This window comes from Planctomycetaceae bacterium (assembly GCA_039680605.1).
GTDB lineage: Bacteria > Planctomycetota > Phycisphaerae > SM23-33 > SM23-33 > JAJFUU01.
Genome location: JBDKTA010000039.1, coordinates 152496 through 176573, shown reverse-complemented (window position 1 = coordinate 176573; position 24078 = coordinate 152496). Strand labels below are relative to the sequence as shown.

General features: G+C 63.1%; 19 protein-coding genes. 7 read left to right on the top strand and 12 right to left on the bottom strand.

The features are described 5' to 3' along the window. The 10 genes from ABFD92_11700 to ABFD92_11655 all read right to left on the bottom strand — a co-directional run. The coding region (locus ABFD92_11700) for a LamG-like jellyroll fold domain-containing protein (GenBank protein ID MEN6505199.1) at positions 1–1535 on the bottom strand (1535 nt) is incomplete at its 3' end. A gap of 68 nt (positions 1536–1603) precedes the next feature. Continuing rightward, positions 1604–2362, bottom strand: a complete 759-nt coding sequence (locus ABFD92_11695) for a prepilin-type N-terminal cleavage/methylation domain-containing protein (GenBank protein MEN6505198.1) — start codon at positions 2360–2362, stop codon at positions 1604–1606. 2 nt (positions 2363–2364) lie between these two features. Beyond that, the gene (locus ABFD92_11690; protein MEN6505197.1) at positions 2365–3099 is read right to left on the bottom strand and encodes a prepilin-type N-terminal cleavage/methylation domain-containing protein; all 735 of its coding nucleotides are present in this window, start codon (positions 3097–3099) and stop codon (positions 2365–2367) included. Positions 3100–3107: 8 nt separating this feature from the next. Further along, on the bottom strand, positions 3108–3662 hold the full coding sequence (locus ABFD92_11685; GenBank protein ID MEN6505196.1) for a type II secretion system protein GspG: 555 nt from the start codon (positions 3660–3662) through the stop codon (positions 3108–3110). A gap of 104 nt (positions 3663–3766) precedes the next feature. After that, positions 3767–4513 carry a type II secretion system protein gene (locus ABFD92_11680; protein ID MEN6505195.1) on the bottom strand — a complete coding sequence of 249 codons (747 nt, stop codon included), beginning with the start codon at positions 4511–4513 and terminating at the stop codon, positions 3767–3769. Further along, complete coding sequence (locus tag ABFD92_11675) at positions 4482–5255, bottom strand: prepilin-type N-terminal cleavage/methylation domain-containing protein (protein ID MEN6505194.1); 774 nt, start codon at positions 5253–5255, stop codon at positions 4482–4484. Before ABFD92_11675 ends, ABFD92_11680 begins: the two co-directional genes overlap by 32 nt. Positions 5256–5272: 17 nt before the next feature. Then, the gene (locus ABFD92_11670) at positions 5273–6547 is read right to left on the bottom strand and encodes a type II secretion system F family protein (GenBank protein MEN6505193.1); all 1275 of its coding nucleotides are present in this window, start codon (positions 6545–6547) and stop codon (positions 5273–5275) included. A 92-nt stretch (positions 6548–6639) separates the two neighbouring features. Next, complete coding sequence (locus ABFD92_11665) at positions 6640–8406, bottom strand: ATPase, T2SS/T4P/T4SS family (protein ID MEN6505192.1); 1767 nt, start codon at positions 8404–8406, stop codon at positions 6640–6642. A 3-nt stretch (positions 8407–8409) separates the two neighbouring features. Continuing rightward, the gene (locus tag ABFD92_11660; protein ID MEN6505191.1) at positions 8410–9543 is read right to left on the bottom strand and encodes a type IV pilus twitching motility protein PilT; all 1134 of its coding nucleotides are present in this window, start codon (positions 9541–9543) and stop codon (positions 8410–8412) included. Positions 9544–9681: 138 nt separating this feature from the next. Beyond that, positions 9682–11391: an ATPase, T2SS/T4P/T4SS family gene (locus tag ABFD92_11655; GenBank protein ID MEN6505190.1), complete on the bottom strand. Its 1710-nt coding sequence runs from the start codon at positions 11389–11391 to the stop codon at positions 9682–9684. 251 nt (positions 11392–11642) lie between these two features. Here ABFD92_11655 and ABFD92_11650 point away from each other — a divergent pair, with 251 nt between their 5' ends. Beyond that, the gene (locus ABFD92_11650; GenBank protein MEN6505189.1) at positions 11643–12548 is read left to right on the top strand and encodes a CehA/McbA family metallohydrolase; all 906 of its coding nucleotides are present in this window, start codon (positions 11643–11645) and stop codon (positions 12546–12548) included. A gap of 138 nt (positions 12549–12686) precedes the next feature. On the opposite strand, the gene trmB is transcribed toward ABFD92_11650, so the two are convergent. Further along, on the bottom strand, positions 12687–13334 hold the full coding sequence (trmB, locus tag ABFD92_11645; protein MEN6505188.1) for a tRNA (guanosine(46)-N7)-methyltransferase TrmB: 648 nt from the start codon (positions 13332–13334) through the stop codon (positions 12687–12689). A 621-nt stretch (positions 13335–13955) separates the two neighbouring features. On the opposite strand from trmB, the gene ABFD92_11640 reads away from it, so the two are divergent. The 6 genes from ABFD92_11640 to dnaK all read left to right on the top strand — a co-directional run bounded on the left by ABFD92_11640 (position 13956) and on the right by dnaK (position 22442). Then, the gene (locus ABFD92_11640) at positions 13956–14387 is read left to right on the top strand and encodes a hypothetical protein (protein ID MEN6505187.1); all 432 of its coding nucleotides are present in this window, start codon (positions 13956–13958) and stop codon (positions 14385–14387) included. A gap of 355 nt (positions 14388–14742) precedes the next feature. After that, positions 14743–15543 (top strand): transcriptional regulator, encoded by an 801-nt coding sequence (locus tag ABFD92_11635; GenBank protein MEN6505186.1) that lies wholly within the window; start codon positions 14743–14745, stop codon positions 15541–15543. After that, positions 15540–16499: a nucleotidyl transferase AbiEii/AbiGii toxin family protein gene (locus ABFD92_11630; protein ID MEN6505185.1), complete on the top strand. Its 960-nt coding sequence runs from the start codon at positions 15540–15542 to the stop codon at positions 16497–16499. Before ABFD92_11635 ends, ABFD92_11630 begins: the two co-directional genes overlap by 4 nt. Before the next feature lie 232 nt (positions 16500–16731). Further along, complete coding sequence (locus ABFD92_11625; GenBank protein MEN6505184.1) at positions 16732–19350, top strand: CehA/McbA family metallohydrolase; 2619 nt, start codon at positions 16732–16734, stop codon at positions 19348–19350. 168 nt (positions 19351–19518) lie between these two features. Further along, entirely contained in the window at positions 19519–20307 is a 789-nt protein-coding gene (locus ABFD92_11620; protein ID MEN6505183.1) for a DUF4328 domain-containing protein, read from the top strand. Positions 20308–20507: 200 nt separating this feature from the next. Further along, a complete protein-coding gene (dnaK, locus tag ABFD92_11615; GenBank protein MEN6505182.1) occupies positions 20508–22442 on the top strand; it encodes a molecular chaperone DnaK in 1935 nt (644 codons plus the stop codon). A gap of 75 nt (positions 22443–22517) precedes the next feature. Here dnaK and ABFD92_11610 read toward each other — a convergent pair whose 3' ends face one another. Then, positions 22518–23918 (bottom strand): glucose-6-phosphate isomerase, encoded by a 1401-nt coding sequence (locus ABFD92_11610; GenBank protein MEN6505181.1) that lies wholly within the window; start codon positions 23916–23918, stop codon positions 22518–22520. Positions 23919–24078 lie beyond the last annotated feature (160 nt).

The window sequence follows — 24078 nt, the reverse complement described above, 5'->3', positions numbered from 1 at the left end:
GTGTCGGTTCCGTCATAGATGCGCCCATAGTCGATCAGGGCGGCGTTGGCGGAGAAGTAGAGGCTGTAGGCGGTTCCGGCCGGCACGTCGCCCCAGAGGCTCTGCCCCAGCGTCAGCGAGGTGGTCGCGCTGGAGCCTACCGGGTAGGTGGGGAAGTACAGGGCGTAGGTGGAGTTGGCGGCGGGTCCTTCGCCGCTGCCGCCGACGTCCGTCCCGCCCGAGAGCGTCAGCGGGTTCTTCTGGCGCGACGCCAGCAGATTGACTTCGTCATCACTCAGCGGCCGGTCCCACATTCCGAAGTCATCCATCTTGCCGTGCCAGGTCAGATAGCCGCTGATGGCGCCGGCGTACATGCCGCCGAGGTTCGACGTCGGCCAACCGGACCGCTTGTAAACGGCGCCGTTGTGATAGATCGTCGCCGAGGCGGTATTGGTCGGAGGTCGCACGAAAGCATAGTGATGATACGCCGGGCCCTGGTAGTGCTCGGGACCGGGGTTGAAATAGTAGGGCATTCCGGCTGTGCCCTGCGTGGCATACCAGAAGTACGTGATCGTGCAACCATTGGCGGAGTCCCAACTCTTGACGGCGGTGGTGATGCCATGCCCGCCGGAGGGGGTGTTGGGGCTGAAGTAGACGGTGTTGTTGGGGGGGTAGGCGGTGCTGTCTTCGATCAGCCAGACGGAGACGCTGACAGCCGTGGTCGAGATGATCGTCGAGAGCTTGGTGGGGTCCAGCACGACGGACAAGCCATCGGTGCGCAGCCCGCAGCCGCTGGCGTTTCCGGGGTCCTGGTCGTCCACCCAGTTGCTTGACGGGATCGTCCCGGCGCCGTGGTTGAGGTGAGTCGACTTATCGGTGAGGGTCTTGTCGTTGAAGTCCATGTACACCAGCAGATCGGAGGTGGCCGGCGTTCCGGGCGTCAGACCCCACGGCGGGTCGACGGTGATGGTGTCGGACGTGTTGCCGGTGACGGTTCGCTGCACGCCGGCGCCCTGCCCGCCGGTGACCAGCACCAGCGCTCCGACATATGTATTGGCTACCCAGTTGGGATTGGCGTTGTTGGTGCCGGTCGTGGCGGTGGTGGCCGAGAAGGTGCCGGTGTACTTGCGGTCGTCGAAGCGCACCATGGCGCCCTGCCAACTGTTGTCGCCCCAGGCGGTGGATTGCGTGCAGTTGAGCGTGACGCTGTTGCGGGCGGCGGCGCTGCTGACGGTGCCGCTGTCGGCGGCCAACAGCGACTCGTAGTTGCCCACGACCTGCACGCAGAGCTTGTTGCCGTCGACGCGGATATAGCTGGTGCGGCTGACGCGGGCGAGGTCTTTCTGGACCAGCCCGGCGACGGCGGCGGTTTCGCGGTCGGCCTGGATGTTGTCATTGGCGATGTTCATGACGGAATTGACGTGGTTCAGGATGCTGCCAAAGATCATGATCATCACGGCCAGCACCGCCACCGCGACCAGCATTTCGATGAGCGTGAAACCGCTTCTGTCGGCGATGTTTTTGCGCGCGATTGGAGAATTAGTGAGTCTGTTCATGTTCATGCTCCGTACTAACGTCGCTCGTCCGCCGGGGCACAGAGTCCGGCGTCCTCTTTTTATTCCTGTCAGGGAAGGCTCGTGTTGGTCACCAGAACAGCCATGTTCTCCGCCGGGCTGGGGTCGCCCACGGTCGAGCCGGTCTCATAGACCACCCAGGCGAGCTTAGCGCTGCTGCTCAAGCCGCCGATGGGTCGGTCAGTCGTGTAGGTCGGGGGCGTGGTGGACGAGTCGATCCGGATCAGGCGCGCCCAGTCGCCGGTCTCGGCGGCGATGATCGGCGTGCCCACCCGCAGCTTGTCGCGGTCTGCCGCCAGGGCGACCGTCAGGTTCGTGCCGCTGCACAGCGCGGTGATGCTGCCGGCCACGGCTGTCACGCCCGTGCTGGAGCGTCGATAAGCCACCGAGACCAGTTGTTGCGAGGCGGTGTTGGGAATCTTGCGTCCCAGCAGGATGAACCCCTTGATGGCGGCAGGGTCGCCCTGGGGCGACTTCTGGTCGTCAGCCGATATCAGGTTGACCACCGCCGGCGAGGCCAGCACCACCAGCGAGTTGGTGGTGATGTTGGCGGCCTTGATCTTGCGTTCGGCGGCGGACTTTCCCTGCGAGGCGATCATCTGCGAACCGGAGGTGGAGACGGCGACCTGGACGTCGGTGATTCCGGCGGCGAAGATGACCGCCATGATCGTCATCCCGACTCCCAGGATGCCCACGGCAATGAGCAGTTCGGTCAAGGTGAAACCCGTGGCACGGCCTTTCCAGGCCGTGTCCGAGACCACAGGCTGGAAAGCCTGTGCCACCGAAGGTGTCGTGCGTGTGTGGCTCATGGCTATTTCCTCGGGTACATCAGGCCCGTGTACATGTGGATCGGAAGGTACTGGGCCGATTCGTTCATGAAGGCCGTGAACTTGGCCGCGTCGCTGGTGAGCAACTGGGCCTGAACATAATCGAACACGGTGACGGCCGAGACGCCTTCTTCATCAGGGGGCATCGACCACAACTGGTTGCCGGCCTTGAAAAGCAGGTCCTCGCCGTCGAACCGGATGGGCTCGCCCGTGTCGGTGCGTTTAATGAGGTTGCCCTCGGCATTGAAGACGATCGAGAAGGTGGTCAGGTCGCCGCTGGTAAATCCGTTGGCGACGGCGTTGACCCAGACGCCGCCGTTGCGGAACTCATCGGCCGACCCCAGGACGTAGTTGCCCGGAAGCGGTTGGGGCTTGTACCCGCCGGTCTGTGTGAAACCCGTCAGCGAGTGTTCGACGACGGTCATGAACTGGCGGTTGGCCAGGTTGGCGTTGGCGGCCAGCGACGTGTCGGCCATCTGGCAATGCACGCCGACGGCTTTGTACTTATCCATGGCGGTGGTTCGGGCGGCATCGATCTGCCCGGTCAGCAGATTCAACGCCATCATGTCGGCGCCGGCCGTGAAGATCTTGTTGATGCCCGGAAGCACCACTGCCGAGACCAGAACGATGATCGCCATGACGACCATGAGTTCGGCCAGGGTGAACGCCCGGCCGGGCCGGCGGTGAGATACTATTGTGTTGATCGCGTTGCTGTGCATAGCTCTACCTATCTGCCGTCGCTGCGGATGTTGTCAGTGTCGCTGGGGGCGTCGATGATTCCGTCCTTGCCCCCCGAGATCAGCACCGGTGCGTTGCCGAACCCGCCATTGGACTCGTATCGCATCTCTTTGCCGTAACCGTCGAGAATCTTGGCGCCGGTGCTGTCGAGATACTCGGCGGGAATGCGGTCGAACTTTTCCTTGGAAAGGCGCTGTCCCTTCAGGGCTGTCACCAGCGAGGCGGTGTCGGCGCTGCTGGCGGGATACGCGCCGGCGACCGACTGGTATGCATCGATGGCGGAAAGCACCATCTTTTGAACGTTCTCTGTGTTGGTCTTCTTGGCCTTGTCCATGACATAGGTGCCCACGCCGACGGCCATGGCCACCAGGAGCGTCAGGATCGTCAGCACCGCCAATAACTCGACCAGCGTAAAACCGGGGACGGGGAAGTTACGTCCACGAACCTGTCCGCCGTAGCCTTGGCGAAGGCGGATGTCACGAATGTCACGAATAGGGACGGGGAAAGAAACAACATCAGAAGACTGGGGAGTGCCCCGGGGCATGCACCCATCCTTCCATCCTTCCAACATTCCGTTTTTGTTTCTTCCCATTCGTATCATTCGTGACATTCGTGGACGTAACGTTTTTTCTTCGGAGTTCCGCATGGCTATTGCTGCTCCGGAATGAAGTTCGTGATGTCGTCGGTGGCCTTGTCGGCGAAATACGCCGTCCAGGTCGCATTGGGACCGGGCGTGGCGAGAATAAACCGGGTGCTCAGAATATGGGCGTTGTCGTCGGGGTCCTTGACGTAGTCCTGGCCCAACTGCTCGATGGGTCCGTCGCCGTTGTCCGAGTTATACTGGGCTCCGCCGTAGCGGTAATAGTAGATGTCGTTTCCGAAGGCGTCGACGAAGCACAGTTCCCCCACGGCCGTGCCGGAGGTGACCTTTCGCATGGCGAGGTTTTCGGTGCCGTTATAGGGTCCCATGATGCGTCCGGCCTGCTCTTGCCGCATGCCCCATCCGTCTCTGCCGTCGTCGAGGGCATAATTGGCCCCGCCGTCGAGGGGCGCGCCCTTGACTCCGGCGTCGGCGCCATAGCCGGTCAGGTACAGCACCAGCAGTTCGCGTCCGTACCAGTTGCGTCCGCCGGTGGTGGTGTAGGTCATCCCAGCCGGCGGGGAGGAGGGGGGATACTGGCGGTTCCAGTCGTGCGAAAACTTGTCGCAGGCGGCGCTGATCATGGCCACGGTGCTCTTGGAATTGGTGGCCAGGACGCGGCTGTGAACGACGCGAATGGCGGGGATCAGCATGGTAAACAGCAGGATGATGATCGCCACCACGGCCATCATCTCGATCATGGTGAATCCGCCTCGTCGGGGGCTATTCGCTGATTGTCCAGTTCTTTCGATCATCATCGGTGAACCACTTCCGATCCATGCCGGGCGCGATCAGGAGAAACTCCTGATCCTTGTAAGGGCGCCCCGGCGTCAGGGGGTTGGTGATCTTGGCTTCAAAACCCGCCTGGGCAATGGCGGGCGTGGTGGCCGGGTCGGTCATGACGCTGTTCTGGCTCAACTGGAACTGCGCCGGTCCGCCGCCGTGGATCGGGTTGGTGACGAAATAGGCGATCGGCATCCGCTCGGTCCCGAACCCGTCGGAGAGCACGAAGCGGCGGGCGGCAGCGGCCGTGCCGTAGCTGGCCATCAAGGTATTGTCCGGCGCGTTGGCATTGGTCCCGTCGCGGGAATAGAGGATGTACCCCTTGGACGGAACGCCGTTGGACGTCGGCCACAGCGCCGCTTCGTCGGCCGCGGTCGTGATGGTGTTGTAGTCGTAGCCGAGCATGGCGGCGGCGAGAATCTGGCTGCCGGTATACTGCGTGGGGTTGGCGGCCGTTCCGATCTTGGCCAGGATGTCCTGTCCGGGGAAGAACAGCTTGTCCTGCTTGTAAGCGACGATCCCGTTGGCCAGGCGGTCGATGCGCGTCTGGGTGCCGAGATCTCTGGCCTTTCGGATGCCCCACATGACGGCCGGGGTGATCATGGCGGCCAGAATCACGATGATGGTGATGACCACCAGCAATTCGATGAGGGTAAAGGCCCCGGCGCTTGGCCGGATCGCCCGCCGCGAACAAAGATTACGTTTCGCGAGCATTGCCGTGCCCTCCAGGGCTACTTGCCCATGTTCTGCAGCAGCGCCACCATCGGCATGAACAGGGCGATGACGATAAAGCCCACGATCGTGCCCAGGGTGATGACCATGATCGGTTCGAGCAGCGAGACCATGCCGCTGACGATGTTGTCGACGTCTTCGTCGTAGTTGTCGGCCACGCGCTCGAGCATGTTGTCCAGTTCGCCGGTCTCCTCGCCCACGTCGATCATGTTGACGACCATGGGCTCGACGACCTTGGTGTGTCGCAGTGGTTCGGCGAAGCTTTCGCCCTCGCGGATGCCGTCATGCACCTTGCCCAAAGCGCGGGCAAAGACCTGGTTTCCGCAGGTGCTGCGGGTGATGTTGAGGGCCTCGAGGATCGGAACGCCCGCCGACAGCAGCGTTCCCAGCGTCCGGGCGAAGCGCGCCACGCTGGTCTTGGAGACGATCGTGCCCATGATCGGGACGCGCAGCTTGGCCGAGTCCAGTGCAAACGCGCCGCCGGCCGAGGAGCGGATCAACTTTAACGCGCCCCAGACCGCCAGCGGCGAGAGCAGGATGATCGCCCATCCGCCTTTGACGACGAAGTTGCTGGTGACGATCAGGATCTGCGTGATCATCGGCAGGTTCTTGCCCATCTTGGTGAAGATGTCCTCGAACTTGGGCACCACGACGATCATGATCATCGTGACGATCAGCACCGAGAAGGTGATGACGGCAGCGGGATAAATCATCGCGCTGATGACCTTCTTCTTCAGGGCCTCGGACTTTTCCATGAAGTCGGCCAATCGTTTGAGGACGACTTCCAGCACGCCGCCGAGTTCGCCGGCGCGGATCATGTTGGTGTAGAGGGCGGTGAAGGCCTTGGGGTGGCGGGCCATCGATTCCGAGAGGGTCGTGCCGCTTTCGACGTCGTCGCCGACCATGCGCAGGGCCACGCGAAGCGAGCCGGGCTTCTGCTGCTCTTCGAGGATGCGCAGCGACCGCAGGATCGGCAGGCCCGCCTCGATCAGCGTCGAGAGCTGGCGGGTCATCTGCGTCAACTGCTTGCTCGAGACGCGCCCGACGCGGTTGGCCCCGCCGCCGATGGTGATATTGAGCCCGCGCCCCTTCGTCTCGCCCTTGCCGCCGGCGGCGCCTTTCTTCCTGGCGGCGCCGGACTTTTCCTTGATCGTGGTGGGGAAAAAGCCCTTGGCCCGGATCTTGCCGATCGCCTCGGCGCTGGTGGCGGCATCGACCTCGCCTTTCTCCGGCTGTCCGACGTTGTTCATCGCCTCGTACACGAAGGTGGCCATGGTGGTGTCCTCGTTTCTGGTGGCACAGGCTTTCCAGCCCGTGGCTTCACAACCTCTTCCTGTGGCGTCATAGCCTGGAAAGCCTATGCACCTTACTCGACTTCGCGGTCCTCGCTGATGGTCTGGGCGACCACCTCTTCAATCGTCGTCAGTCCGTCATAGATCGCCAGCAGCCCGCTCTCGCGCAGCGTTCGCATGCCGCGCTTGCGGGCGGCCTCGCGCAGCACGTTGGTGCTCGAACGGGCCAGGATCAGGTCGCGGATGGTGTCGTCGAGGAGCATGATCTCGAAGATCGCCACGCGGCCGGTGTAGCCGGTGTTGCGGCAACTGTCGCAGCCGACGCCGCGGTAGAGCGTTCGCCCGGCGACGTTCTCGGGCTTGAGCCCCAGCTCCATGAGCATTTCTTCGGTGGGGACGAACTCTTCCTTGCAGCGCGGGCAGATGCGCCGCACGAGGCGCTGGGCCACGATCCCCTCCAGCGTCGCGGTGACCAGGAAGGGTTCCAGGCCCAGGTCCAGCAGTCGGGCGATGGACGAGGGGGCGTCGTTGGTGTGCAGCGTCGTGAAGACCAGGTGCCCCGTCAGCGACGACTGCACGGCGATCTCGGAAGTCTCCAGGTCGCGCACCTCGCCGATGAGGATCACGTCGGGGTCCTGACGCAGAAAACTGCGCAGGCACCGGGCGAACGTCAGACCGATATCCGGATTGATCTGCACCTGTACCAGACCGTCAATATCATATTCCACCGGGTCTTCGCTGGTGAGGATCTTCACCCCCGGTTCGTTGAGCTCGCTCAACGCCGAGTACAGCGTGGTGGTCTTGCCCGAGCCGGTCGGTCCGGTGACGATCACGATGCCGTTGGGGCGGGCGATCAACTGGCGGAAGATGCGCAGGTCGTCGTCGCGCATGCCCACGCGCTCCAGGTCCAGCGAGACCTGGCTGCGGTCGAGCACGCGCATGACGACGCTCTCGCCGCCGCTGGTGGGCAGGACGGCCACGCGAAGGTCCACCGGGGCGCCCTGGACGACCAGCTCAATGCGCCCGTCCTGGGGGACGCGGCGCTCGGCGATGTCGAGGTTCGACATGACCTTGATGCGCGAGGCGATGGCCATGGCGATGCTCTTGGGCGGCGGGAGCATTTCGTACAGCACCCCGTCGATGCGGTAGCGCATCTTGAACTCGTCTTCGAAGGGCTCGAAGTGGATGTCCGAGGCGCGGTTGCGGATGGCCTCGAAGAGCACCATGTTGACCAGGTTCTTGACCGGGCTGGATTCGGCCATCTCTTTCAGCGTCGTCAGGTCGATGCTCTCGCCGCGGTCTTCCAGCACCGCCAGCTGCTCGTCGCCGGCGATCTCGTTGATCAGGTCGCCGATGGACTCCGGGGCCACTTCGTAATACTTCATCAGGGCCGAGTTGAGCTGCTCGATGTCGGCGATTTTGGCCACCACGTCGAAACCCATCAGCGTCCGAAGGTCGTCCTGGGCGCGGAAGTTGTCGCTGGTGGCCATCGCCACCACGAGGCGTTTGCTGGCCGGGTCGTGCTCGAGGGGCACCACTTTATAGGCGTTGGCCATCTGGGCGGGAATCTGGCGGACGACCTCCTCGGGAATGGTGATGTCCTTGAGGTCGATGTATTCCATGCCCGCCTGGAACGCCAGCGCCAGCGTCAGGTCGCCGGCGGTGATGTACGCCAGGTCCACCAGGATCTGCCCCAGCGGACCGCCCTTTTGCTTCTGGACGTCCAGCGCCTCGTGTACCTGGTCGCGCGTGACCTTGCCCATCTTGACCAGCACGCGCCCGATGGGGCGGGCCCGGAGCTGGCTGACGTCGTACTTGGGATGTTCAGGCAGTTTGGCCATGATCTAGGCTCCGCTCCCGGCGAGGGACTGGTCCGATACCGCCTGCGGCGGCGGCAACGGGCGACCGGCCCGCAGGGCGTCGAGCTTTTCCTGCATATCGGCGGGGCTCTGACAGAAATCCATCGCGTCTTCCTGCGAGACCTTGTTCTGCGAGACCAATTCGTAAATGTGGTCGTCCATCAACCGCATGCCGAGCTTGCCGCCGGTCTGGATGGAGGACGGGATTCGGTAAGTCTTGTTCTCGCGCATCAGGTTGGCGATGGCCTTGGAGACGACCATGAACTCGAACGCCGCGATGCGGCCGCGAACGTCGCTGCGCGGGATGAGCGTCTGGCACAGCACGCCGATGAGCACGTCGGACAACTGGATGCGGATCTGCTCCTGCTGGTCGACGGGAAACTGGTCGACAATGCGCGTCACCGTCCCCTGGGCGCTGGTGGTGTGCAGCGTGCCGAAGACCAGGTGGCCGGTCTCGGCCGCCCGCAGCGCCGACTCGATCGTCTCCAAGTCGCGCAGTTCGCCGACGAGGATCACGTCCGGGTCCATGCGCAGCACGCGGCGAAGGGCCTCGGAGAACGACGGAACGTCCTGGCCGACCTCGCGCTGGTTGACCATCGACTTCTTGTGCGGGTGGTAATACTCGATCGGGTCTTCGATGGTGATGATGTGCTTGTCGAAATGCTCGTTAATGTAGTTGACCATCGTCGCCAGCGTCGTCGTCTTGCCCGAGCCGGTCGGACCGGTCACCAGGAACAGCCCTCGAGGCCGCCGGCAGAGCACCTTGACGATCGAGGGCAGGCCGATCTCCTCGAAGCTGAACAGCTTGGAGGGGATCAGACGCAGCGACATCGAGATGTTGCCCCTCTGGTGAAAGACCGACACGCGGAAGCGTCCGGCCTCGCCGAAGTCGAAACCGAAGTCCGTGCCGCCCTTTTCCTGCACTTCCTGCTGGGCTCGCTCGGGCGTGATCTGCGACATGAGCTTGACGGTATCGTCGGGGTCGAGGACTTTCGTTTCCAGCGGTCTGAGGCGGCCATGGAGACGCAGCGTCGGCGGCCTGCCGACGTGGAGGTGCAAGTCGCTGGCACCTCGCTTGATGCAAGTCTCCAACAGCCTGTCTATGCTCACGGTTGCCATGGGCGTGCTCACCCTCCCTGATTCGATTATTCGCTGCTCCGCCCGGCAAGGCAAAGACCTCTTCAGAGCCCAGGGGGCGGTTCAGGCGATATAATCTTTTCGCGGGCAGTAACTTAAACCAAAAACATCGCCCCCAGACTATTCTGGGACGAGTTCTTCAATTTGTGCAATTCGCACAAGTTCTTCAGGCGTGGTGATACCGGAGGATATCTTCAACTTTCCATCTTCGAGCAGGCTGCGCATTCCGGTGGCCCGGGCGGCAATGCGCAAATCCTTTAGCGGCGCGCTGTTGAACGCCAGCTCGCGCAAAGCGTTGTTCATCTCCATCAACTCGAAGATGCCCTGGCGGCCGCGGTATCCTGTGCCGCCGCACGCGTTGCAACCTCTTCCCCTGTAAAAGGTTTTGTTCTTCATCTCATCGTCGGAGAACCCCAGCAACCGCATGATTCGCGGATCGGGATTGGGATATTCCTCTTTGCACTCCTTGCAGATCACGCGCACCAGACGCTGGGCCATAATGGCCTGAATACTGCTGGCGACCAGAAAAGGCTTGACGCCCATCTCGGTCAAACGGGTGATTGCCGAGGGTGCATCGTTGGTGTGAAGTGTGCTGAAAACCAAGTGTCCAGTCAGTGCGGCCTGAATTGCCACGTTGGCGACCTCAATATCGCGGATTTCGCCGACGAGGATGATGTTCGGCGCCTGACGCAGCATAGCTCGCAAAATCCGGGCAAAGCTCAAACCGATCTGGTCGTTGACCTGAACCTGGTTGACGCCGCTGAAATTGTACTCGACCGGATCCTCGGCCGTGATGATCTTGCGGTCGGGGCGGTTCAGTTCGTTGATAGCGGCATAAAGCGTGGTGGTTTTGCCGCTACCGGTCGGGCCTGTGACCAGGAACACGCCGTTGGGGCGTTTGATGATCCGCCGGAAGCGGGTGTTGTCGTCCTCTTCGAAACCCAGAGCCGGAACGCCCATCCGGACGCTCTCGGGGCGCAGAATACGCAGCACCACGCTCTCGCCGTGGTACGCCGGAAGCACCGAGACGCGGAAGTCGATGTTCGACCCGCCCACCAGCATCTTGATGCGCCCGTCCTGGGGCAGGCGGCGTTCGGCCAGGTCGATCCCCGCCATGATCTTGAATCGGTTGATGACCGAGCCCTGCATGCGCTTGGGAATGTTGTCGCGCTCGATGCAGACGCCGTCGAGGCGGTAGCGCACCCGCACGCGGTTGGCCATCGGCTCGATGTGAATGTCCGACGAGCGGTTCTTCACCGCCTCGGTAATGATCATCGTCACCAGGCGGATGATCGGGGCCGAGTTCTGGTCGTACACCTCGTCCATCTGGTTGGCCACGGCCGACTGCTCGTCGGTCAGGCCCAGGTCGGCCACCGCTTTGTCGATGGACAGGTCAGTGCGGACGTACTGGTCGATGAAGTTTCGGGTTCGGGTCTTGCTGGCCAGGCAGGGGTCGAGGTCGCAGTTGAGGCGGAAACGCAGCATGTCGAGCGTTTCCAGGTCCAGCGGGTCGGTGATGATGACCTTGAGCTTCCCGTCTTCCATCGCCAGCGGCAGCACCTGGTGCTTGCGGATGAGCTCCTCGGGGATCAGGTGCATCTCGGTGGGCACAACGACATTCTTATCGAGGTCGATGTACTCCATGTCGTACTGGCTGGCCAGGGCCTTGGTGACGTCTTCTTCGTCGGCCAGGCCCATCGCGATCAGCGCCTCGCCCGTGCGAAGCCCTTCGTTCTTGGCGTGCTCGAGAGCGTCGTTGATGCCCGCGCCGGTGACGACGCCCCATTCGGTCAGAATCTCGCCGAGCCGTTTTCGATGTCGTCGTGCCATAGGGGTATCTTCTGGTGGGTCGCTGTAATGCCGGTTCTGGAATGACTCCTGGAAGGCTGCCGCCGCGGAAGGTTACGCTGCATGAGCCGGGACATGAGACTGCCGCCGCGCGGCCTCTCATCGCCCGCCTCCGCAAACATATTCTAACCGCCTCTGCTATCATCGGTCAAGCGACTCCGTTTTCTTGCCCGCTTGCTTTTGCCCACGCCGGGGATACACTGGGGCAACTGCGCTTTGGAGGCCGCACGCTGATGGCTAAAAAACCCGCCCGCTTTGTCAACCCCTTCGAAATCCCCGGCCGATGGTTCAAGGCCAATCTCCACACGCACACCAAGACGTCCGACGGGCATCTCACCCCCGCTGACCGCGTCAAGCAGTATCGCAAGGCCGGATACCACGTCCTGGCCCTGACCGACCACAACGCCGTCAACGACCTCAAGCCCCTGCCCAACGGCCGCATGCTCCTCGTCAGCGGCATGGAGTTTCACCCCAAGTGCCCGGGGCACCGCAACACGTATCACCTGGTGGCCCTGAACGTCGACGCCGCCCTCAAGTTCAAGAACCTCCAGGCCAACACGTTCATCCGCCGCGTCAACGCCGCCGGCGGCGCGGTCGTCCTCGCCCACCCGTACTGGTGCGGGTATCAGTTCGAGCAGTTCAAGGACCTCAAGGGTCTCGCGGCCGTCGAGGTCTACAACCGCACGTGCGACAACTCGGGGCGCGCCTGCAGCGAGAACGAATGGGCCTACGCTCTCGAGCAGGGCATGCACCTGCCGGCCACCGCCGTCGACGACGTACACCATGAACTGCAAGACGCCTTCGGCGGATGGACCATGCTCAAGATGAAAGGCCTCACCGCCGCCGGCGTGATCGAGGCCGTCAAGACCGGCGCGTTCTATTCGACGTGCGGACCGGAGATCCACGACTTCCGCGCCGACGGCGACAAGATCGTCATCCGCTGCAGCCCCGTTGCGAGCATCCACTTCATCTCCACCGCCCCCTACGGCGCGCTGCTGCGAGCCGAACCGGGCAAGACCGTCACCGAGTTCGCCGCCGAGTTCAAGAAAGACTGGTGGGGCAACCCCCTGCCCTTCGTGCGAGCGAGAGTGACCGACGTCAACGGCCGCATGGCCTGGACCAATCCGCTCTATCTGTAGTACGAATCGCCGCATCGTGTCGCGGGCGTCTCGCCCGCGCGTGGCGAGGGCATCTTGCCCTCGCCTGATGCAGGTCCATCCTCCTCTTCCGCGGGCGGGACGCCTGCGGCACTCGCGGACGAGACGTCCGCGACACGATCACGAAATCTTCATCCGCGCAATCGAATAGAACGGCCGACCCTGGGCGATGTACTTGCGCTCGAAGTTCGTGCCGGTGATCTCGCCGGCCGCGTCGGTCATCGACGGGAAGTCGATCGTCGCAAATCCGCTCGCCTCGGCCAGCACGCGGCGGATCTGCTCGAAGTACTCGCGGTGGTCCGTCACGATCTGCAACAGCCCCCCTGCCGTCAGCACCCGGCGAACCTGCTCTATAAAGGCCGGCTGAATCAGCCGCCGCCGGTGGTGCTTGCGCTTGGGCCACGGGTCGGGAAAATAAATATGCACCCGCTGCACGCTCGCCTCGCCCAGGGCGGTTTTGAAAAACGCCCCCGCGTCTGCAGCCAGCATCCGAACGTTCTCCAGCCCCGCGCGGCGGAACCGGTCGGCGCAGTACAACGCGTACGCCCGCGCGTACTCCAGGCCGATGAAGTTCACCTCCGGCCGCGCCTTAGCCCGAGTCAGCAGGAACGTCCCCTTGCCGCACCCGATCTCGACCTCGACCGGCCGCGCGTTGCCAAACAGCCCCGCCAGGTCCAGCGGCCCCTTGGCCGCCGACTCCTCCAGCAGCACGGCGCCGCCGTCGAGTGCCTTCCTGCGCTTCAGATGTTTTTGTGAGTCCGTCCGCACCGCTACAGAGTAAGCCTCTTGCCCGCGTTAGGCAATGGCCGCGTCGTGCGCCTGCGCGATCGGTAAAGAGCGTGGCCACAAAGATCACAAAGGACACAGAAAAAGTTTTCGCAGCGATCTCAGAATCTTCGTAGCACGGGCGTCTCGCCCGTGAGTCGCATGGCCGCTTCATCCTGAGCCTGTCGAAGGACTCGGCCATGTCCCTGCACTTTGCCCAGGCGGGACGCCCATGCCACTTCTGAGACAGCGTCTTCGTGGTCTTTGTGATCTTTGCGGCAAAGTTGTAAGCCGCCCGTTGATCGCCGTCAGCGCGCCGGTACCGCAGGTCGCCCCTTCCGAAAGTAGTACGGGCCGCGCCACAATTCCACTTCCTTGCACTTTGTTGTACTTTTCACAGCGGTTTCGCGGGAAGTGCAAGACCGCCCGCCCCCCGAAAGTGGTACGGGCCGTGCCACAATTCCACTTCCTTGCACTTTGTTGTACTTTTCACAGCGGTTTCGCGGGAATCGCCTTCAATTGTGGTGTGCGCGGACCCCGAATAGTAGACGTTTTGCCCTCATGCTCCGTAGGTGTTGACCGCGTGACCGGCGGCATTTATAGTGCCTGTCAAAGGCAGCAGCGATGCTATTTCTGGGCACCAACATCCGAGGCCTGCTCATCATCCTTTGCTCAAGCCTCCCGGCCGCGAGCGTGTTGGGCATAGGCCTGTCCCTTGCCCACCGGCGGCACGAAGGAATGATCGTCCTGATCTCCTGTTGGACATTCGCCCTGATCGCAGGCGCTCTGGCACAGGTGACGGATGATCTTTCGCCACGCCATGAGCCTGTGGCCAGATACCGTAGCATGCGTCTGACATGGATTCCGACCTGGGCCATGTTTGTGGTGCTCGCGTTCTGGTTGTGCAGGGTGAATTTCGAAATTAAGGAAGGATCAAAGGCACACCTCTACCTGCTCGTATCGTTGGGAATCTGGTCGCTTTCGCTGCTCCTGCAATATCTGATCCGAAGGCGCCGCCGCGCGGCCCAACCCTGGGCGCAGGAAGTGGAGCCGTGACTGCTATCGGGATTTCTGATTTCACAGTGCCGACTGTTGTAGTAACGTAACGGTGCCGTGGGCACCCCGCCTCGATGCAAAGGAAGATAGCCTGTCAGTCGAGGGCAAGATGCCCTCGGCATGCGCGGGCGAGACGCCCGCGACACGATGTAATCCGCAATCGGAGGGTACTCGATTGACTTGATCGGGTCAGATCGATCTGACTTGAACTAACTAGACGAAACACGTAATATATTAACGTATTTCGGCAAATAGAATCAAGTTTGGACGAGTTGGCCGTCGATACTTGATGCTGTGTGTCGAAACACATAATCGAGTACCGTGTAACAGCACGATTGTTCAAGTGGAGTCGGCCATGAAGATCCATAACCTGGCCTTTGAAGAACCGGTGGTCACGCTGGCGGAACTTCAGGCATGGCTTGATCAGGAGTATTCCCGCAACAAGCGATCCCGCGAGGCGCTGGTGTCTTACCATCTCCGGCAAGGACATCTTGTCCGCATACGCCGCGGCCTCTACGGAGTGGTTCCGCCAGAAAGCGATCCAGCCGACTATCCTGTCGATCCTTACCTCATAGCCGGCAAGTCATCGCAGGATGCCGTTGTGGCGTACCACACCGCACTGGAGGTGCATGGCAAGGCCCACTCCGTGTTCGAGCGGTATTTCTTCCAGAGCAACAAGCCGCTTCGTCCATTTGTCTTTCGAGGCTGCCGCTTCGAATGTGTCGTCTTCCCAAAAGCTCTTCGAGAGAAGGGTCGCCAGCACTTCGCCACCAAGAGCGTCGAACGCTACGGCGCCGAGATCCGGGTCGCCCGCCTTGAACGAACACTGGTGGACCTTTTGGATCGCCCCGAACTTGGCGGCGGGTGGGAAGATATCTGGCGGTCGCTGGAATCAGTCGAGTACTTCGACCTGGACCTGGTGGTTGAATACGTCAAGCTTCTGGGCAATCGGACGACGGCAGCCAAGGTGGGCTTCTACCTCGAGCAGCATGCCACGCCACTGATGGTCGAGGACCGACATCTGAACCCGCTGCGGAATCTACGTCCCCGCCAGCCGCACTACCTGCAGCGAAGCAAGGGTGGGACGCTGGTCAAGGAATGGAGCCTCATAGTTCCCAAGTCGTTGGCCGAGAGGACGTGGGAGGAGATCGCATGAAGATCTCACGCCAGAAGCTCACACGCGAGGCGCAGGCCACCGGGTTCCGGCCCGAGATTCTGGAGAAGGTGATCCACCTGCTGAACCTGCTGGAGGGGTTCAACAGCCATCCGTTCCTCAAGGGTCGGTGGGTGCTCAAGGGCGGCACGGCCCTGAACCTCTTCTTGTTCGATATGCCTCGGCTATCCGTGGACATCGACCTCAACTACGTCGGGGCCATGGATCGCCAGACGATGATGGCTGAACGTCCCAAGGTTGAAGAGGCCCTGCGGGCGGTTTGTTCCCGCGAAGGCATGGCCATCACACGCGCGCCAAACGACCATGCCGGGGGGAAGTGGCGGTTGCGATACGATAGCGCGCTGGGCGAGGGCGGCAATCTGGAGGTCGATTTGAACTTCATGTTCCGTGTACCGCTCTGGCCGATCATGATCAGGGATGCAACGGTCGGCTCCTATTCAGCCAGGCAGATCCCGGTTCTGGACATCCACGAACTGGCTGCCGGCAAACTCGCGGCGCTGCTGGCCCGCCAGGCCGGGCGGGATCTCTTCGATGCCCATCAGATGCTCACAAAGACCCATCTTGACCATCAGAAACTCCGGTGTGGCTTTGTGCTCTATGGTGCGATGAACCGCAAGGACTGGCGGGCGGTGAAGGTTGAGGACGTGGGCTACGACGAGCAGGAACTGCAGGAGCAGCTCGCTCCGGTACTTCGCCGCGAGTTCCTGGGGGGGATGTCGCGCGACTGGGTCCGCCAAATGATCACCGAATGTCGCCAGGGGCTTGGGGCAGTACTGCCGATGACGGCTGAGGAGATGGCGTTCCTGGATGCGATCCTGGACCACGGGCAGATCGAACCGCAGCGGCTGACGAACGACGCTGACATGGCGACCCGGATCACGACGCACCCATGGTTGCTGTGGAAGGCGATGAACGTCAGGCAGTACAAAACGAAATAGGCCAGCGGATATCCGCGGACCTTTTCTGTCTCCATTTCGTTCCCGCTCTGTGAGCGACCGGATTTCCTGCCAGGAAATCCGGTCACTCACGGCACGATCCGATTTCTGATTTCACATTGCCATGGACTGTAGTAACGTACCAGCGGAGTTTGCCCGGGTCGGTAATCCGAAATCCGAAATCCGAAACCTGCCTGCCGCAGGCAGGTCAAAAATCCGCAATCGGAGAAGTTCCATGCCACCAGTCATCGACGGTCCGGCCAGTTCGCATTTCACGCCGCTGCCTCTTTCGGGGAATGTTGCCTTGACGGATCTGAAGGAGTCGCAGGCTACTCGGTGCTGGGTGGATGCGGCCCCGCATGCGCCTTCGGGCAAGTGCGTCGGGTGGGGTGTGCCGTTTAATGTCGGGGCGAAGGCAATTGTCTTGCGCGAGGGGGCGGTGACGCGGAAGCTCAAACCGCTGCGGGCTCGGTGGCTGGTGTTTATGCACACCAGCGAGATTCGCGATTGGCCGCGCGACCAGCGCGGCTGTCCGGAGAGCCCGCGGCGCGGGCCGGGGTATCTCAACGAGCATGTGGCCAACTACGTGCTGCTGTACGCCGACGGGACCGAGGCCTCGGCCGAGATTCGCCGGCGGCACCAGATCGGGCCCATGCAGCGCGGCTGGGGGGAGAACTGCTTCCAGGCCGTGGCGATGCACAAGCCCCACCCGGTGCCGGCCAACCACGAGAAGCCCAGCCACGGCTGGGGCTGGACGCAGACGCGGGCGGCTAGCGGCGACATGGGCTGGTGGGTCAACTGGCTGTGGGCGATGGAGAATCCGCACCCTGAAAAGAAGATCGTCGCCCTGCGATTCGAGAGCGTCTCGGGCATGATCGCCATCAGCGCGGTGACGGCCGGCAACGTTGCGAGCAACCCGCTGGTGTGGGGCACGCGGCAGAAGGCCGTGCTGACCTTGCCTGCCGGGGCAAATTGGGATTCCACGCTGGACGACAACGGGCGGCTCGCGCAGATCGCCCTGGACATGGGGCAGGTGATCTCGGCAGCGCCGCGGCTGGAGTATCCATCCGGCGCCGCCTGGACGCGCACGTACAACAATCAGATGCCCGGGGTGAACCCGCGCGAGATCGTCGTCGAGTACGCCGCCCACGCTGACGCGGCGTTTCACCTGGCCGGCGGCAGGAAGATCCCGGTGGCACAGGCTTTCCAGCCTGTGTCCTCACAGCTATCTTTGTCCTCACAGCCTGGAAAGGCTGTGCTACCCTCACAGCCTGGAAAGGCTGTGCCACTTGTGGCGATCGCCCCGGCTACTCAGCGCGTGACGCTGCGCGTGGTCGAGCAAGGCGGCAAGAAACCCGTCGCGGCCAAGCTGCACGTTCACGGCGCGGCGGGCGAGTACCTGCCGCCGGTGGACCGCCACCGCATCCCCAACGCGTGCTGGTACGAGGACTGGAGCGTGGACTTCGTCCACGGCGGCCACCTGTGCTCGTACATCCCCGGCGAGACGACGCTCAACCTGCCGCTGGGCAAGGTGTACGTCGAAGTGTCGAAGGGCTTCGAGATTCGCCCGGTGCGCAAGGTCGTCACCGTGACGGCCGCGACGAAGGAGATCGTCATCCCCATCGAGCGCGTGCTGCCCTGGCGGCAGGCCGGGTGGGTCAGCGCCGACACGCATGTGCATTTCCTCTCGCCGCATTCGGCGCTGCTGGAGGGCGCGGGCGAGGGCGTCAACGTGGTGAACCTGCTGGCCAGCCAGTGGGGCGAGCTGATGACCAACGTGGGCGACTTCGACGGCAAGACGCTCGGCGAGAAGGCTACCGGCGGCGACGGCGAGCACCTGGTGCGCGTCGGCACCGAGAACCGCCAGCACATCCTGGGGCACATCTCGCTGCTGGGCTACCGCCCGCCGATCATCGCCCCGATGACCACCGGCGGGGCCGACGAGGCCGCCATCGGCGACGGCGTCGAATGCCTGCTGACCGAGTGGGCCCGCATGTGCAAACGCCAGGGCGGCGTGGTGATCGTGCCGCACTTCCCCGCCCCCCGGGCCGAGCACGCCGCTGCCATCGTCGACGGCGCCGTCTCGGGCGTCGAGATGACCTCCTGGGGCAACCTCTATTACGGCATCGACGCGTACTCGCTGTGCGACTGGTACCGCTACCTCAACTGCGGGTACTTCGTGGCCGCCGTCGGCGGCACCGACAAGATGTCCGCCAACACGGCCGTGGGCACTGTGCGCACGTACGCGCAGATCCGGCGCGGGCAGGCGTTCACGTACGAGGCGTGGAAGCAGGCCATCCGCGACGGCCGCACGTTCGTGACGTTCGGTCCGCTGCTCGACTTCGCCGTCGAAGGGCGCCCCAGCGGCACGCGCATCGCCATGAAGGCCACCGGCGGCACGGTCGACGTGACATACCGCGTCGCCAGCGTGACCGTGCCGATGACCAAGGTCGAGCTGATCGTCAACGGCGAGGTTCGCGACAGCCGCCGCGTGGACCCCTCCGGCGACATCGGCCACTGGTCGCTCAAGATCGACCGCAGCTCGTGGGTGGCGCTGCTGGTGCGGGCGAAGTACAAGGACAAGCCCGAAATGATCGCCGCGCACAGCTCGCCGGTGATTGTCGACGTCAAGGGCAGCGAGTTCTTCGCCGCGGCCGACGCCATGACGATCCTGGAACAGATCGAAGGCGCGATGGCGTACCTGGACACGGTGGGTCCGCGCCACAGCGCCACGGCCCACCGCCGCATGCGCCTGGTGCTGACGGGCGTCCACCGCAAGCTGCACAACCGCATGCACCAGCACGGCGAGTTCCACAACCACACGCCCACGGCCGACCACCGCGAGCATCATTAATCTGTGTGGCATGGGCGTCCCGCCCATGCTCTTGCTTTGTGGCATGGGCGTCCCGCCCATGCTCTTGCTGTGTGGCATGGGCGTCCCGCCCATGCATTAACAGGGTGCCACGCACAACTCCGTTGTGCGTGTCTCCGATCGTTCAGCTTCAGACATGGGAGCAAGCACATGATCATCGTCTGTCCCAAGTGCGGGTTGCGGTTGACTTCGGATGATTCGCTTGCAGGCAAGCAGGGCCGATGCCCGGATTGTCGCGAGGTCTTCATCGTGGCAGCGCCGGCGGACGGCACATCGCCGCCGCCGCTTCCTGGGGTCCGGCAGCCATTGCGCCCTTGCGGCGCGCCCGACAAGGTCGCCCGCGGATGCTATCGTGGGTACCTCCTCTGCGGAAGCCTGATCATCGCCATCATTGGACTAATCTTCATCTCGTCGCTGTTGAGTATCTTCGGCAGGCAGCCGTTCGACGGCCTATTTCTTGCCGCAGGATTGTTAACGATTCTGCTCGCGGTTGCATATGCAGCGGCGTTGGTGCTGTACTTGATCGTCCTGTACCGAATGTGGCGGGCGGTGCAGCCGGCCGAGATCACGCCCGGAGCGGCTGTGGGATTCATGCTGATGCCGCTATTCAACGTGTACTGGGCTTTTCGCACCCATGGCGGCTGGTGCCAGTGGTACAACCGGCGGTTGGCGGCGACCGGAGCCCCGTCGCGCCCGGCGTCTCGAGCTTTGGGCAACAGTGTGGTGATCGTGTGGGCTGCCAGCCTTCTTCTGGTGGTGCTTGCCGTAGCGTTGATATCCGACCAAACGCCCGAAGCCGCCGCTGCAGGCGGCATAGCCGTATTGATGGCGGGCTTGTGCCACCTGGCCTACTTCATTCTGCTGGCGTGCTTTCTCAAGAACGCCTGCGACGGGATCGATGCCCTGTCGCCGCTTCCACTGGGCGGGCCTGAGGCCTGATGTCCGAGGATTGCAGAAGCCTGCCAAAGCCAGCCCTGCGGACCGCTGAGGCGGTCGAAATGGCACATCCGGACGGTAGAGGTCGTTCTGTAACTGCTTGCACAAGATTAGCTTAAATCTGTGGCATCGTGATTGCATAAGCTTCTGAGGGACAGCCTGCGCAGCCGATGCGGGGACCCATAACTGATGAGGTGAAAATTATGGCAGCGACTGACAAGATTATTGGAATCGACCTGGGCACGACCAACAGCGTGGTGGCGATCCTCGAGGGCAAAGAGCCCAAGGTGCTGATCAACCAGCAGGGCAGCCGCCTGACGCCGTCGGTGGTGGCCTTTACCGACAAGGGCGAGCGACTGGTAGGTCAGCCCGCCAAACACCAGCAGGTGACCAACCCGACCAACACCATCTACTCGATCAAGCGCTTCATGGGCCGGCGGCACAACGAAGTGGCGTCGGAAGAAAAGATGGTGCCCTACGAGATCGTCGGCGGGGCCGAAGACCTGGTCAAGGTCAAGGTCGCCGGCAAACTCTACACGCCCCAGGAAATCAGCTCGATGATCCTGGGCGACCTGAAGAAGACCGCTGAGGACTACCTCGGCCAGGAAGTCAAACGCGCCGTCATCACCGTGCCGGCGTACTTCAACGACTCGCAGCGCACCGCCACCAAGGAAGCCGGCGAGATCGCCGGACTCAAAGTCGAGCGCATCATCAACGAGCCCACGGCGGCCGCCCTGGCGTACGGGCTGGACAAGAAGAAGAACGAGAAGGTCGCGGTCTTCGACTTCGGCGGCGGCACGTTCGACATCTCGATCCTGGATATCGGCGACAACGTCTTCGAGGTGCTCAGCACCAACGGCGACACGCACCTCGGCGGCGACGACATCGACGAGGTCCTGATCCACTTCATCGCCGACGAGTTCCGCCGCAACGAGGGCATCGACCTGCGCAACGACCCGATGGCCCTGCAGCGGCTCAAAGAGGCCGCCGAAAAGGCCAAGTGCGAACTGTCGACGGCGATGGAAGCCAACATCAACCTGCCCTTCATCACCGCCACGGCCGAGGGACCCAAGCACCTGACGATGACCCTGACGCGGGCGAAGTTCGAAGGCCTGTGCGAGGAGCTGTTCCAGCGACTGGTCGGCCCGTGCAAGCGGGCGCTGTCGGACGCCAAGCTCTCGCCCAAGGACGTCGACGAGGCCGTGCTGGTGGGCGGCTCGACGCGCATCCCGCGCGTGCGGCAGATCGTCAAGGAGCTCTTCGCCAAAGAGCCCAACAAGTCGGTCAACCCCGACGAGGTCGTGGCCATCGGCGCGGCCATCCAGGGCGCGATCCTGGGCGGCGAGGTCGAGGAGCAGATGGTGCTGCTGGATGTCACGCCGCTGTCGCTGGGCGTCGAGACCCTCGGCGGCGTGATGACCAAGCTCATCGAACGCAACACGACCATCCCGACCGAAAAGAAGGAAACCTTCTCGACGGCTGCGGACAACCAGCCCGAAGTGACTATTCACGTGCTGCAGGGCGAGCGCGAGTTCGCCGCAGACAACCGCACGCTGGGGCGTTTCAACCTGACGGGTCTTCCGCCGGCGCCTCGGGGCATGCCGCAGATCGAGGTGGCGTTCAAGATCGACGCCAACGGCATTCTCAACGTTCACGCCAAGGACCTGGGCACGGGCAAGGAGCACTCGATCGAGATCAAGGGCTCCAGCGGACTGTCCAGTGCCGAGATCGAGAAGATGCGCAAGGACGCCGAGAGCCACGCCGAGGACGATCGCAAGCGCCGCGAGCTGATCGAGGCCAAGAACAAGGGCGACCAACTCGCTTACACGGCGGAGAAGGCCCTCAAGGACATGGGCGACAAGGTCGGCGCGCAGGAGCGCGGCGACATCGAGTCGGCCATCTCGCGACTGCGTGAGGCCCTCAAGGGCGACGACATGAGCGCCATCACCCGCGCGACCGAGGCGCTCGAGCAGGCCTCGCACAAGGTTGCCGAGGAGATGTACAAGAAGGCCGGCGCGGCCGGCGGCGCCCCCGGCGGCGAGCAGACCCCGCCCCCCGGAGCCGGCGGCGAAGGCAAAGAACCCAAAGGCGGCGAAGATGTCATCGACGCCGAATACGAGGTCAAGGACGAGAAGTAACCGTACCGCCTGTGACGATCAGACGGGGACAGCCCAGCGGCTGTCCCCGTCTTTTTTTCGCACGGCCGCCGGCGCTTAGAGCAGGTAGTCCTTATCCAATCGCGTGAAGGGCTTCATTTCTTTGGCGACGTCTTCATAACCGCCGCGGCCCATGAGGGCGAAGGTGGCTTTTTTGCCCAGTTCGACGGCAGGCTGGTTGTAGGCGTCGATGTTGAGCATCTCGCCCATCAAACTGGTGACGTACTCGAAGAGGTAGATGAACTCGCCGACGCCGGCGGGGGTGATCTCGGGAAGTCGCAGCGTGACCGTCGGACGCAGCGACTTGGCCATGGCGAACTCGGTGGCCAGCTTCTCGGCGTTGAGGAGCTTGCCCATCTGGGCGCCGCCCAGGTATGAGAGCCCGGCGATCTCGTCGAAGCTCTTGGGCACGCGGACGTTGTCCGGATGCTTCTCGACTTCCAGGAAGATCGTCAGCTTGTCGTTGGGGCCTTCGCGGTAGAGCTGCACCTGGCTGTGCTGGTCGGTGGTGCCCAGGGCCTTGATCGGCGTGGGCCCGACGACGACCGGGGCGTTCTGGCGGTCGACGTTCTTGCCCAGCGATTCGGCCCAGAGCTGGCGGTACCAGTCGGCCAGAAGGTACAGACGGTTGGAGTAAGGCATCATCACGTGCATCGGCTTGCCCTTGCGGGCAAAGGACAGGTACGTGATAGCCGCCAGCACGCAGCCGATGTTCGCCCGCCAGTCGCTCTGCTCGAGCCGCGCCCGCATGGCGGCGGCCCCGCCCAACAGCGCGTCGATGTCGATCCCGCACATGGCGGCGCTGAACAGCCCCACCGGCGAGAGCACGCTGAAGCGCCCGCCGACGTCGTCGGGCACCGCCAGCATGGGGTAGCCCTCGGCCGTGGCGATATCGTGCAGCGTGCCCTTGGCCAGGTCGGTGGTGGCGACGATGCGCTGGGCGAAGTCGTCGCCGAGCTTCTTTTTGAGCTCCTGGCGGAAGATCATGAACGCGCTGGCGGTCTCGGCCGTCTCGCCGCTCTTGGAGATCACGTTGACCAGCGTGGTCTTGAGGCGGCGGCGGACGATCTTGAGCGTGTCGGAGATCATCGCCGGGTCGACGTTGTCGAGCACGAACAGGCGCGGGCCGGGGCGCACCTTGTCGCCCATCAAATTGTACGTGGCGGGGTTCAGCGCCGCCTGCAGGGCGATGTTGCCCAAGGCGCTGCCGCCGATCCCCAGCACCACCAGGTCCGTCGTATTGCCCCGGTAGCGATTCACCAGCGCCATCACCGCGTCGCGATAGTCGCGCCGCGTGGGCAGCTTGGCGTATCCCAGGTGACCGTCATGAATCTGTTCCTGCACCACGCGGTGCGCAGCCGCGACGGCCGGGGCCAGTGTGTCCAGGTCGCCCCGGGAGATTCCGTTCTTATCGGTGACGACGTCGCTGGAAGCGTTCTTCCAATAAAGCTGGATCATTCGATTCTCCTTGCTGCAAAAGAACCACTCACCACAGAGTCACAGAGATCACTGAGGTGAAAACAAGGGAAGAGGATGTTTTATCTTTTAACATCCTCAGCGTCCTCAGCGACCTCTGCGGCTTAACTAGCGCCCTGGCGCGTTGAAGAAGGTTATCGGC